This is a genomic window from Neptuniibacter sp. UBA6509 (assembly GCA_002435145.1).
Taxonomy (GTDB): domain Bacteria; phylum Pseudomonadota; class Gammaproteobacteria; order Pseudomonadales; family Balneatricaceae; genus Neptuniibacter.
On record DJLT01000041.1, the window covers coordinates 48,935 to 60,644 of the forward strand.

Genomic DNA, 11,710 nt, shown 5'->3' on the forward strand with positions numbered 1-11,710 from the left:
AAAGGGCTGAGCTCCTACAAGGTAGATGAGCGATGCCCTTAGTCATACACCGCTGATCTTAGTCGTAAATGGTAGGAATCGGCGCGCGCTTGTGCTGAGTTTTTGTATAGATATCGATGAGGCGTTTCTCTACTTCAGCCGTTACCGGTTTCCCTTCAAGAAAATCATCTATTTCATCGTAGCTAAGCCCTAATGCGTGTTCATCTGCTTTCTGCGGAGCCAAGCACTCTAAGTCTGCTGTGGGCGTTTTCTCAACTAAGAGAGCGGGTGCACCAAGAGTTTTGGCTACTGCTCTTACTTGGCGTTTACTTAACCCAAAAAGAGGGGCTAAATCACAGGCGCCATCGCCCCATTTTGTATAAAAACCGGTTATATTCTCTGCGGAATGATCTGTTCCAATAACAAGAGCGCCAACAATGCCTGCGACCTCATATTGAGCCATCATACGTGCCCGCGCTTTTACATTGCCTTTAGCAAAATCAACGGCTGATTCTGTCGCTTGATTAAGATTGTTCGAGGCTAAAGATTGGCAGACCTCAGCATGTAATCCTTCAACCGAGGGCTTAACATTAACCGTTAATCGCTGGCTGGGCTGGATAAAGTTCAATGCAGTTTGCGCATCTTCTTCATCGTGCTGAGTACCATAAGGAAGGCGGACGGCAATAAAGTTATAATCGCTACTGTTATGCTCTTTGTTTAGTTGATCAACAGCTAATTGAGCTAGACGACCACAGGTGGAAGAGTCCACGCCGCCGCTAATGCCTAAAACTAAATTTTTTAAGCCAGACTTATGAAGTGTGTCTTTGATAAAGGCTGTTCTGAGTAAGATCTCTTCGTTTGGATTAATCTCAGCTAAAACTTTCATCTCTTCTATTATGGCTTTGGCTTGCATGTTTATTCTCTCAGCTGGTTGACGCGTTGTCGTAGTCTATGTGATTTTTACCATTAAAAAAGGCACCCGAGGGTGCCTTAAAATTAATTATTCAGCGTTTTGCTTTTCATCGTCATCAAAAACACCAAAGGTTACTGTACTGAAAATGCTTCTTTCAGGTTTTGGTGCCTCTTGACTCATTCGAACTGGGCTAGCAATTGGCGCTTCTTTTGTGTCACTAAATAGGTCAAAAGTGGCAGCATCCAGTAGTGTTTTCTCACCTTTGAAAATAGGTGAGTACTGATAGCTCGGGAAGTTTTTTGCTAAAACTGACTGCGTGTCTGCGGCTAAATCTTGTTGCCCTAAATGAGTATAGGCTTCAATCATTACGGCAAGTGCGTCAGGTACAGCAGGTGTTTCCTGCATGTTCTCTATAACGTAACGGCCACGGTTAGCTGCTGCGACAAAGGCTTCACGTTGGATATAGTAACGGGCAACATGGACTTCATAAGCGGCTAGGCGGTTTTTCAGGTAGACCATACGTTTTTGTGAGTCCGGCGCATATTGGCTCTCAGGGTAGCGGCTTACCAGTGTTGCAAAGCTCTCAAATGAATCGAGAGCGGCGCCTGGGTCACGTTGTGTTTCATCAATAGGCAAGTATTGAGTGATCCATGAGATATCCTGCTCAAATGCTGTTAGGCCTTTGAGGTAATACGCATAATCAATATTGTCGTGATTCGGGTGTAAGCGGATGAAGCGGTCAGCTGCTGCGCGTGCGGCTTCCGGCTCATAACTACTAAAATAAGCGTAAATGAGTTCCAGCTGAGCTTGTTCTGAAAAACGACCGAACGGGTAACGGGCTTCTAGCAGCTGTAGTTTTTCGATGGCAATGTCGAAGTTTTCATTGTCCATTGCGCTCATAGCTTCTTGGTAAAGGTCTTGCTCAGGAATGTCCGGTGCGGTTTGGATATCCTCAAACCATGAGCAAGCCGCTGTCATAAAGCAGAACAGTGCAATAATAAGTATTTTGGTAGTACGCATCTTTAATTAATCCCAGTGTAGTCTCCGGCCCGAACGGTTATACTGGGCAGAAAGAGGCTATAAGCAATTCAACGGCCTATTTAAACATAACTGGTTGGACCTGTTAACACACATAGGCCCAACAAATAGAAAGTTCTGACAGGTTCTAATGTCTGACCAAATACAACTCGAAGCACAAGTAAGTAATGATCTGATTGGTAAACGCCTTGATCAAGCGGTAGCGAAGCTCTTTCCTGATTATTCTCGTTCCCGATTACAGGGCTGGATCAAAGATGGGTCTCTTACCGTAGATGGAGCTATTAAGCGCCCAAGAGATAAGCTGTTTGGCGGGGAACTTGTCAAAGTTGACGCTGAATTAGAGGTTATTGAGGACCATAAGGCTGAAGATATTCCTTTAGATATCGTCTATGAAGATGACCACATCTTAGTGGTTAATAAACCGGCGGGTTTGGTTGTGCATCCAGCCGTGGGTCATCGTGATGGCACCTTACTTAATGCTTTGCTTCATCATCATCCTGATATTGCCCAAGTGCCACGTGCAGGGATTGTACATCGCTTAGATATGGATACGACGGGTTTAATGGTTGTAGCTAAAACGATTATTGCTCAAACGGAGCTGGTGGATCAGTTACAAGATCGCTCTATGGGACGTGAATATGAGGCGATCGTTAACGGAGTAATGACCGGAGGTGGTTTGGTTGATGAACCGATGGGGCGTCATTCCAAGCATCGACAGAAAATGGCGGTTGTAGGTGTAGGTAAAGAGGCGGTGACACATTACCGTTTGTTGAAAAAGCTACGTGCGCATACGCATATTCGATTGAAGCTAGAAACCGGGCGTACCCACCAGATCCGTGTGCATATGGCGCATATTAACTATCCTTTAGTGGGCGATCAGCTTTACGGCGGTCGCTTCCGTTTACCTAAAGGCTGTAGTGATGAAATGATTGATACGCTGCGTAATTTTAAGCGCCAAGCATTACATGCGAAAAAATTAGAGTTATGGCACCCACATACGGGTGAACTGGTTTCCTGGGAGGTTGATCTACCTGATGACTTCCAAAAATTACTCGATGTTCTAGTTGAGGATGTTGATGCGGCTGATGAAGAGATCTAGTCAATAATGGATTTTGTGACGGCTAACTGGAAAGCCCCGAAACATGTGCATGCCCTAACTACTACACGGCTCGGCGGGGTCAGCCAAGGCGTTTTTGCGGCGCTAAATGTAGGAGATCATGTTTCTGATCTTGAGCTTGATGTTCGCAAAAATCGTGAATTGTTGTCATCCAGTTTAAAACTGTCACGTGAACCTCAATGGTTGTCTCAAGTCCACGGAATCGAGCTGGTTCAAGCTCAGGATGATGCTGTTCGTCGTGAAGCGGATGCTTGCTGGACTGATGAGAAGGGACTCGCATGTGTTGTTATGACCGCGGATTGTCTTCCTGTTTTTTTTAGTGACAGTGCCGGGAGTAAAGTAGCTGTTGCGCACGCAGGCTGGCGAGGTTTGTTAAATGGCGTACTTGAAAATACTTTAAGCCTCTATCCTGATCCAAGTGATGTACATGTGTGGTTTGGGCCTGCGATTGGACCTGATGCATTTGAAGTCGGTGCTGAAGTACGCGAGCAGTTTTGCGATAACAGCCGAGAGGCTTCCGTAGCGTTTAAACCTGTTGATTCAAAACATACTAAGTACTTGGCCAATATTTATGAGTTAGCCGCAATGCGCCTACGCAGTCAGGGCGTGGTTAATGTTTCTAGTTCAGATCTGTGCACCTATAGTGACAGTGAACGTTTTTACTCCTATCGTCGAGATGGTCAAACAGGGCGTTTAGCGAGTTTGATCTGGCTCGAATGATTGAAGAAGTTGTTTATGGCTGTTGGAGATAGATTTGTCTGATAAAACGGTGCGCCCTGAACTGTTTGTTGATCTGCTGAGTATTGTTCCCTCTGCGGTTTTAGACCTTAAGTATTTTAGCGGGGATAACTTTGTTGGCTTAAGGGTCAAAGGTTATCAGCGTGAAACATGCCTCATTACGTCCCCAGCTGCTCAAGCGCTTCTACGTGTACAGCATGCGTTAGCTGAATTTGGCCTAGGTATTAAAGTGTTTGATGCTTATCGTCCGCAGCAAGCGGTTGATCATTTTATAGATTGGTGTGAACAGTCTGAGCCTAGTGCGTCAAAAGCGCGTTTTTTTCCTAGCCTTCAGCGAGGGGAGTTGTTTAAACGGGGTTATTTGGTTCGTCATTCAAGCCATAGCCGAGGGAGTACGGTTGATCTAACGCTCATTGATTTGCAGACGGGTGAAGAGCTTGAAATGGGGACAGAGTTTGACTTTTTTGGTCCTGAATCTTGGATCGATAGCCAAGATATTTCTGCGCAGGCAAGAGCGAATAGAATGCTGTTGCAGACGCTTATGGTTCAATATGGTTTTATACCGTTTCAGCAGGAGTGGTGGCATTTCACCCTGCAAGATGAGCCGTATACGGATACCTATTTTGACTTTTTGGTGGATTGATCTTGCCAATGTTTTTGTAGATTAAATGCAGATACCCAATCTGGAATATGGTCAGCGGGCATAGGTTTTGCGATACCAAAGCCTTGGGCAAGGTTACATCCCATCTCTGATAAACAGTGGCCATGATCAGCACTTTCTACTCCTTCAGCAATCACCTCTTTATTAAATGCATGTCCTAAATCGATAATGCTACCGACAATCGCTTTATCCTCTTCGTCCTCTAAAATATCCATTATAAAACTACGATCAATTTTAACGGTATCTGCAGGGAATTTTCGTAGATAGGTTAGTGATGAGTATCCGGTTCCGAAGTCGTCTAAAGCAAAGCGAACGCCTAAAAGACGACATTTCTTAATGATATCCGATGCAGCGCTTAGATCATCAAATGCGGTGGTTTCTAGTACTTCTAGCTCAATGGCTGCGGGTGGGACTTCAGGGTACTTTTCTAAAAGTGTTGAGAGGTGATTCGGGAATGATGAATCTTGTAAGTGTTGCGCAGAAATATTGATGCTGGTTGAAAGATCAAGACCGGCTAAACGCCATATTCTCAAATGGGAAATCGCTTTTTCCATTACCCAGTTCCCTAGTGCAGTTGCAAGCTTAAGGTCGGTTATAAATGGCAGGAAGCTATTTGGTGGTAGCAAATTTAGTGTAGGGTGTTGCCAACGAATCAAGGCTTCAACACCATATACCTTGCCACTATGCATATTAATTTTGGGCTGGTAGTAAAGCACAAACTCTTTTTTGCTTAGAGCGGCTGAAATCTCATCTTGAGTCCTATGTTGGTCTTGGGTTTGTTTATCAAAAGCAGGATCAAAGAAATGATACCGGTTTCGGCCTGTTTGTTTTGCAGTGTACATCGCTTGGTCAGCATGTCTTATCAGTGTGTCTGGATCTGCATTGTATTCAGGGTATACGGTGACACCGATACTGGCTGAAATAGTAAGTGTCTGTTGCCTAATAATAAATGGGTGAGAAAGCGTATCCAGAAGCTCTTCTAAAATCTTTCTGCATTGGGATGCGGAGGTTAGATTATTAAGTATGACAATAAACTCATCACCTCCTAACCTTGCAAGTTCGTTGTGCTTATCAAGTCGATTACGCATGCGCTTTGAGGCCTCTATAAGTAATAGATCACCTGTATCATGTCCGTAGGTATCGTTAATCGGTTTGAACTCATCAAGATCAATATAGGCGATCGCCATCATTTCAGAGGGCTGGCAGTGACTGATAGCTGTTTTCAAACGATCAGATAAGAGCACTCTGTTAGGCAACTGAGTGAGTGCATCGAAGTGTGCCATTTTCTCTAGCTCATGCTGATGCTCTTTCAATTGGGTAATGTCTGAAAAGATACTCACATAGTGAGTTGTTACACCATGTCTGTTTTGCACGGCCGCTATATTTAGTAACTCTGCATAGATCTCACCGGATTTATTACGGTTCCAGACCTCTCCTCTCCAATGTTTGTCTTGGCGAAGGCTGTGCCACATAGAAGCAAAGAACTCTTCACTGTGGTGTCCTGACTTAAGCATGCTGGGCGTTTTACCAATCACTTCTTTTAATTTGTACCCAGTCAGGCTTTCAAAGGCTTGGTTTACATTAATAATCAGACCTTGATCATTAGTGATCATGATGCCTTCGCTTGCATGTTCGAAAACACTTGCAGCTAGGCTTAGCTGTTGCTCAGCTTGCTTACGTTCCGTAATGTCTGAAATTAGAGTGATGTATTGAAGCCCCCTATCTTCTGTCTGTAGGGTGCTCATGGCAATTTCAGAATGGATAAGTAAGCCTTGGTGATGCAAAAAACGGATCTCTACGCGTCTGTTCTTGCGTAGCGGTAGCTCTTGTTCTGTAAGCATATCGGCGAAGATGGATTGATCATCAGGGTGGATATATTTTGTGAGTGGTTCACTCTTTAATTCTGTTTCCAAGTAGCCCAGCATTTCGCATAAATACTGGTTTACTTGAATCCATTTCCCCTCAGAAGATATGAGAGCCATTCCAATTAAACCTAATTCAAAATAGCTTCTAAACAGTGATTCGCTAGCTTTAACGGCTTGTTGAGCGTGATGTAGAGGGGTGATGTCTCTGCTAACGCCCAGCACACCGAATGTTTCATTGGTTGGGGAGCCCATCGGTGTTTTGATGGTTTCAAGCAGAACCCGTTGTCCATTACTAGCAAAGGTCACCCACTCCTGATTAACCAGAGGGGCGTTTGCATCTGTAACATCTTGGTCCTTTTCTCTAAAATGGTCGGCGAGCTCTTTGTCTACAAAATCGTAATCCGTTTTCCCTATGATCTGATGCTCTAGGGCACCAAAAAACTCTTCAAAACGGGAGTTGCAAGATACATAGACCCCCTCCATATCTTTAAGCCAGACAAGATCAGGAATATTGTTGATTAAAGAGGTTAAGAAAATCCGTTCGGTATTAAGACGTTCGTAAGCTAAGGCCCCCTTTAATGCGATGTAAAATTTATCGATAAGGGTTCTTAATTGACGTAATTCTCGTAGATTGAACGTTTCTTTGTCCCTTAGAAGGCGTATATAGCCTAATGAGCCTAAGCGAAACAGGGCGCAAAAACTGTTTGATGTATTTTCTTCTGCGGGATCTATTTGCCAATAGAGAGTCGGCACAGCTATAGAAGATAAAGCTCTCTTCATCATCTATTTGCAGAGCCGGATGCTCAGGAGTTAGTTGTGAGTGTATCGCTCGACTGAAAGGGAAAGCGTACTGCAAATGGTATATAGGAAGCTCAGCTTCATGTTTCTCTGGTAGCGTCCAAATTCCAACATAATTGAGTTCGCTCTGGCGCATGAGCTCATTACCAAATTGGCGGCAAACTTCATTAGGATCAAGGCTATTTCCAACAGCAAGTGAAAGTTCATACATTCGCTGGAGGTCAGACCAAATATCAGCTGGATGATCAGTCATGAAAACTACAGATGCCAAATGTTTTGTTATAAAAGTTGGTTGCTTTCTCGCCGTTGCTAGCAATTTCCCCGAGTGCTATGACGCCTTCTACCGTGACATCATCTTGTGCAGCCGACACTTTTTCGGAAACCTCTCTCAATTCGGTTGGGAATTGATGCCCTAGTGCTGCGGTTCTAGATAAACAGTCACAGACTAATATATGGCTGGATTTTTTTTCCATGGCTTCAGTTACGGCTTTGCTGGCGGCACTAATGAGCTGTTCCGGGGAACCTTTCACCATATAAAGTAGCGCGCCTTGAGGTATATCTGATAGGAACATAACATCGCCGTTGCCGCAGAGTGAAATAGGGTCTCTGACGACATCCTCTGATCCAGGGTGCTCTACCGCAAAGGGGTATCTTGGTGTGACATCTTTGTAGAAACGGTCGGGCGGGGTCGCTCTCAGTTTTTCGGGCAGGGCATCTCGGTAGGCTGTCTCTGCATCTTCCCAATCGAGTTCATGTACTACATTCCCTGTGGTTCTACTCGCAACAAACGGGCCTCTGTGTCTCTCCCATCCATGTTGAGCAATGCAGCTGCTTGTCTGATCAATAATTGCGATGACGGCACTATGGCTTTCACAGCCCCAATTGCCAAATACCGCATGTCCTAGTGTTACATCGTTATTCCCCGCGCCCGCGCCAAAGTAACTACAGCGCTGATTGTAACGGTTATAAACATGATGGAGAAAATCATCGATGCCTGTTGATAGGCAATCAATAAAAGTTAAGCAGGTTGATCCTGTTTCAGGAATGTCTTTATAAGCAGGTAAGTTTTTTTTGATATCACTTTGATTCGTTGGAAGAGATATGAGGGTTGGAGGCGACAGACAGCGTACTTTCCTAATGATGGCGCCACTGTTTAGCATTCTCTTTCCATGAATGAGTCCTGGGAATATAGCGCCAAAAAAACGAATGCCGAGATTGTCTAGATGAGTGATGATCTCTTCTAGCTGAGGTTGGTGTTTGTCAGAGAGTAGTATTAGCCAGTACTCATTAGTAGAGAGTGGCTCTTTTTGAATCGCGCTTGTTAACTCGTTGTAGTGATCAAATGAGATATACATTTCACACCTTTTTTCTTTTTATTTTTGATTTGTGTGTCGATAGATAACAGTTTGCCGCTTGGTATCATGAAATTCCACTGTTTTTATAGGTCTTTTGTTTAGTAGTGGGTAGTCTTAAAGCGGTTAGTAGCGATTCAATCTAAATTTAGAATTTGAATAGGGTTGCAACTTTTTCGATTTCGGCTAAAAATGAACTTACCCCAAAAAACGTATGTCCCACCTAAATTGCCGTAGTGTGGTTAACGCTGTTATGGCTAAGGTATAGTTCTCTGCAATTTGAGGCGGTCTGCTATTGCTTCAATCGTCCCATCTTGAAGTTATAAGGGATTTAATATGACTGATTATAAAGTTCTGTTCACTGGTTCTGTTTGTTCCGGAAAAACCACTGCAATTCGTTCATTAAGTGATATAGAAACAGTGGATACGGATGCAAGTGTTAGCGATTCAGCTATTCGCCGTAAGAAAAAAACCACCATCGCAATGGATTATGGTGTTTTAGATCTGTCAGATAGCGCTAGACTTCATCTGTATGGCACGCCCGGTCAGGAACGTTTTAAGTTCATGTGGGAACTTATGATGAGCGATCTAGTGCATGATGCCGAAGCATTGGTTTTGTTAGTGGACAACACGCGAACTGATCCTTTCAAAGATATTCGTTTTTATGTCGAAGAGTTTAGGGATTTTATTGTTCGTCGCCGCCTGATTATTGCTGTGACCCATGCTGATGAGCAAGCTGAGCCTGACCATGATTATTATATGGAAGAGCTCAAATCTATGGGCTTATTTACCACGGTTCTTTTTATTGATGCTAGGGATCCGGCCTCAGTGTTAACCATCGTGAGCGAGCTGGTAGGTCATCGTGAAAAGAATATTGACTGGGATGGATTGGGAAAGCGTTTAGAGGTCAATAGTACGATGCCTGAAGAGGGAGGCGAGGTTGAAGCGTTAACCTCTGATATCAATAACGTTTCATTGCTTGATGCAGCTATGAATACCCGCGGTATTACCGGGGCTATACATCTTGGAGCTGAACGTGATGTGCTGAGCTCTAATATCAGTAATAAGCAGAATAAAGAGCTATTACGTTCTATGATTAATCTAGTGACGGCTTTGGAAAAGAAAGCGGCTTTTATGGGGAGTATCGATGATCTGGTTTTATGTGGTCCGCAGCAGGAAACACTCTCTGTCTTTGTAGAGGAAAAGCAAGCGCTTGGTTTGTGTTCTGAAAAGGAGTTAAGTATTAATGTTGTTAAGCAGCAAGCGGCAGATCTTTTGCAGTGGAGCCAGTAATGAGTGATTTGCTAGGATCGGTAGATAAAGAAGGGCTTGTTCTCTGTAGCTGTGTGCTCAAAGGAAAGCAGGTTGTGACGTCCTCCTTTGGCAAAAAAGTGCGCAACCATGAAACTATAGCTAAGCAAACTTTTAGCTATATATTTTTGAATGTCTCGAAGCATAAAAGTAAACATAATGAAGCTCACCTTGAGATCGGCGATAAAAGGCTAAGTGGCTTTTTATTAAAAGCAGATACTGTTTTAGTTTGTTTATCGGATAAAGAAACAAGTGTTACTCAAGTAAGGGCGCATATTAAACAGATACAAAGTAAAGTATTACAGGCTGAAGTTGAACGGATGTTAGCCTAAAGCTATACCCTAATCTTTCCTTATTGAATTTCTATACTCAATATATTCAGCCTTTATTCGACTTATTCTGCATATCATTCCCACTGCTCGCATGCGATAAACCTTGTTAACTAAAGGGCTAATAGGGTTTCTTGGTATTTTCTCTATGATTTTCTATAAGTTTTTTTATTTTGTTTAGTGGTAGCCGTCTACACTGAATAGATATGATTTTCTTGTAGATTAAGGAATGTATGAATGAAGGATTATAAGATCCTGTTTACAGGATCAGTTTGTTCAGGGAAAACAACAGCAATACGCTCGTTAAGTGATATTGAAACACTTGATACCGATGCGCAAGCGAGTGACGTGACTGTTAGACGAAAAAAAAATACCACAATCGCAATGGATTATGGTGTTTTAGATCTCACTAAAGAAGCTCGTGTGCATCTTTATGGAACGCCCGGTCAGGAACGCTTTCGCTTTATGTGGGAGATGCTGGCTTGTGAGTTTGCTCATGATGCTATCGGCATGGTGTTGATGGTTGATAATACCCGTAAAGACCCTTTTAGGGATATTCGTTTTTATGCAAAAGAGTTTAGTGATTATTTGCAGAAACGAAGGTTAATTATTGCGGTTACACATGCGGATGTTGAAGCTAACCCCGATTACCAGAGCTATTTAAAAGCGATTAAAAATTTAGGCATCATGACAACCGTCATGTTTATTGATGCGCGAGATCCTCGTGCTGTTTTAGGTATTGTTGAGGAGTTAATATCTGCCGTAGAGCGAGATATCAATTGGGATCAAGTTTGTGAACGCTTGCTTGATAATAATGGTTTTTCACTCGATTTTTACAAACCACTTTATGAAGAAACTTTGTTGGATGCCGCAATGAATAAACGAGGTGTTCTAGGTGCTATTCATCTGGGCGATCAACAAGAGGTGCTGTGCTCAAATATAGATGATAAATCGACGAAGTCTCTTATGTGTAATCTTGATCGTCTTTCGAGTGCTATTTCAGACAAAGCGAGCTTTTTGGGCGCGGTTAACAATATTGTCATTGCAGGGGCGAATGTAGATACCTTGTCGGTTTTTAATGATCAAAATCAGTCACTGTGTTTACGTTCTGATAAAGATATTTCGTTACCGGTACTGAAACAGCAGGCCAGTGATTTACTGCAGTGGAGTATAGAAAATGACTATCTGGCATGAGATGCAAGAAGAGGGATTAATCTTGTATGGATGTTTTTTACAAGGAGGAGAGATTAAAGAATCCACTTTCCCTTCTGAATATAGAAAACATTTGGCGGTTGCTAAGCAGTCATTGGTATATATCTTTAAAAGTGCAGCCAAGAGTGCACAAGGTTATGATGAGACGCATATGGAAATTGGAGATAATTTATTTAGTGGTTTCCAGTTAGATAATAATACCATTCTTGTTTTTTTAAGTGAGCATGATGCGAATACGTTACATATTCGTCAATTTATTGAAGATAATAAAAAGCGTTTTATGGATCTGCTATAAATGATTTTTTTACTCAATAAAAAGTGGGGAAGCCTACGCCCCTGCTGAATTTACGGTGTCGTTTCAAGTCAGTTTTATACTGCTTATATTTCTTTTCTGTTT

11 protein-coding genes are annotated in these 11,710 nt (G+C 42.9%); 7 read left to right on the forward strand and 4 right to left on the reverse strand.

What is annotated here, in order from left to right; all coding sequences use genetic code 11:
- Positions 1–58 precede the first annotated feature (58 nt).
- Positions 59–892 (reverse strand): ammonia-dependent NAD(+) synthetase, encoded by an 834-nt coding sequence (gene nadE, locus B4K11_RS05385; protein ID WP_292949120.1) that lies wholly within the window; start codon positions 890–892, stop codon positions 59–61.
- 87 nt (positions 893–979) lie between these two features.
- Positions 980–1,912 carry an outer membrane protein assembly factor BamD gene (locus B4K11_RS05390; RefSeq protein ID WP_292949118.1) on the reverse strand — a complete coding sequence of 311 codons (933 nt, stop codon included), beginning with the start codon at positions 1,910–1,912 and terminating at the stop codon, positions 980–982.
- 148 nt (positions 1,913–2,060) lie between these two features.
- Here B4K11_RS05390 and rluD point away from each other — a divergent pair, with 148 nt between their 5' ends.
- The 3 genes from rluD to B4K11_RS05405 are packed head-to-tail and all read left to right on the forward strand — an operon-like array spanning position 2,061 to position 4,428.
- Positions 2,061–3,029, forward strand: coding sequence for a 23S rRNA pseudouridine(1911/1915/1917) synthase RluD (gene rluD / locus B4K11_RS05395; protein WP_292949115.1), 969 nt, complete (start codon positions 2,061–2,063; stop codon positions 3,027–3,029).
- 6 nt (positions 3,030–3,035) lie between these two features.
- Positions 3,036–3,767, forward strand: a complete 732-nt coding sequence (gene pgeF / locus B4K11_RS05400; RefSeq protein WP_292949112.1) for a peptidoglycan editing factor PgeF — start codon at positions 3,036–3,038, stop codon at positions 3,765–3,767.
- Between the two features lie 34 nt (positions 3,768–3,801).
- The gene (locus B4K11_RS05405; protein WP_292949110.1) at positions 3,802–4,428 is read left to right on the forward strand and encodes a M15 family metallopeptidase; all 627 of its coding nucleotides are present in this window, start codon (positions 3,802–3,804) and stop codon (positions 4,426–4,428) included.
- Here the strand turns inward: B4K11_RS05405 and B4K11_RS05410 are convergent.
- On the reverse strand, positions 4,404–7,094 hold the full coding sequence (locus B4K11_RS05410) for a sensor domain-containing protein (RefSeq protein ID WP_292949108.1): 2,691 nt from the start codon (positions 7,092–7,094) through the stop codon (positions 4,404–4,406). The genes B4K11_RS05405 and B4K11_RS05410 overlap by 25 nt on opposite strands.
- A gap of 260 nt (positions 7,095–7,354) precedes the next feature.
- The gene (locus tag B4K11_RS05415) at positions 7,355–8,464 is read right to left on the reverse strand and encodes an FIST signal transduction protein (protein WP_292949107.1); all 1,110 of its coding nucleotides are present in this window, start codon (positions 8,462–8,464) and stop codon (positions 7,355–7,357) included.
- Between the two features lie 333 nt (positions 8,465–8,797).
- On the opposite strand from B4K11_RS05415, the gene B4K11_RS05420 reads away from it, so the two are divergent.
- The 4 genes from B4K11_RS05420 to B4K11_RS05435 all read left to right on the forward strand — a co-directional run bounded on the left by B4K11_RS05420 (position 8,798) and on the right by B4K11_RS05435 (position 11,608).
- Entirely contained in the window at positions 8,798–9,754 is a 957-nt protein-coding gene (locus B4K11_RS05420; protein ID WP_292949104.1) for a GTP-binding protein, read from the forward strand.
- Positions 9,754–10,104 (forward strand): hypothetical protein, encoded by a 351-nt coding sequence (locus B4K11_RS05425; protein WP_292949102.1) that lies wholly within the window; start codon positions 9,754–9,756, stop codon positions 10,102–10,104. Before B4K11_RS05420 ends, B4K11_RS05425 begins: the two co-directional genes overlap by 1 nt.
- Before the next feature lie 234 nt (positions 10,105–10,338).
- On the forward strand, positions 10,339–11,295 hold the full coding sequence (locus B4K11_RS05430; RefSeq protein WP_292949099.1) for a GTP-binding protein: 957 nt from the start codon (positions 10,339–10,341) through the stop codon (positions 11,293–11,295).
- On the forward strand, positions 11,279–11,608 hold the full coding sequence (locus B4K11_RS05435) for a hypothetical protein (protein ID WP_292949096.1): 330 nt from the start codon (positions 11,279–11,281) through the stop codon (positions 11,606–11,608). Before B4K11_RS05430 ends, B4K11_RS05435 begins: the two co-directional genes overlap by 17 nt.
- The last annotated feature ends 102 nt before the right edge of the window (positions 11,609–11,710 follow it).

Excerpts from the sequence above, each read along its gene's own strand:
- B4K11_RS05435 (WP_292949096.1), top strand. The coding sequence starts at position 11,279 with ATGACTATCTGGCATGAGATGCAAGAAGAGGGATTAATCTTGTATGGA.
- B4K11_RS05420 (WP_292949104.1), top strand. The coding sequence starts at position 8,798 with ATGACTGATTATAAAGTTCTGTTCACTGGTTCTGTTTGTTCCGGAAAA.
- rluD (WP_292949115.1), top strand. The coding sequence starts at position 2,061 with ATGTCTGACCAAATACAACTCGAAGCACAAGTAAGTAATGATCTGATT.
- B4K11_RS05415 (WP_292949107.1), bottom strand. The coding sequence starts at position 8,464 with ATGTATATCTCATTTGATCACTACAACGAGTTAACAAGCGCGATTCAA.
- B4K11_RS05410 (WP_292949108.1), bottom strand. The coding sequence starts at position 7,094 with ATGATGAAGAGAGCTTTATCTTCTATAGCTGTGCCGACTCTCTATTGG.
- B4K11_RS05390 (WP_292949118.1), bottom strand. The coding sequence starts at position 1,912 with ATGCGTACTACCAAAATACTTATTATTGCACTGTTCTGCTTTATGACA.
- B4K11_RS05425 (WP_292949102.1), top strand. The coding sequence starts at position 9,754 with ATGAGTGATTTGCTAGGATCGGTAGATAAAGAAGGGCTTGTTCTCTGT.
- pgeF (WP_292949112.1), top strand. The coding sequence starts at position 3,036 with ATGGATTTTGTGACGGCTAACTGGAAAGCCCCGAAACATGTGCATGCC.
- B4K11_RS05430 (WP_292949099.1), top strand. The coding sequence starts at position 10,339 with ATGAAGGATTATAAGATCCTGTTTACAGGATCAGTTTGTTCAGGGAAA.
- nadE (WP_292949120.1), bottom strand. The coding sequence starts at position 892 with ATGCAAGCCAAAGCCATAATAGAAGAGATGAAAGTTTTAGCTGAGATT.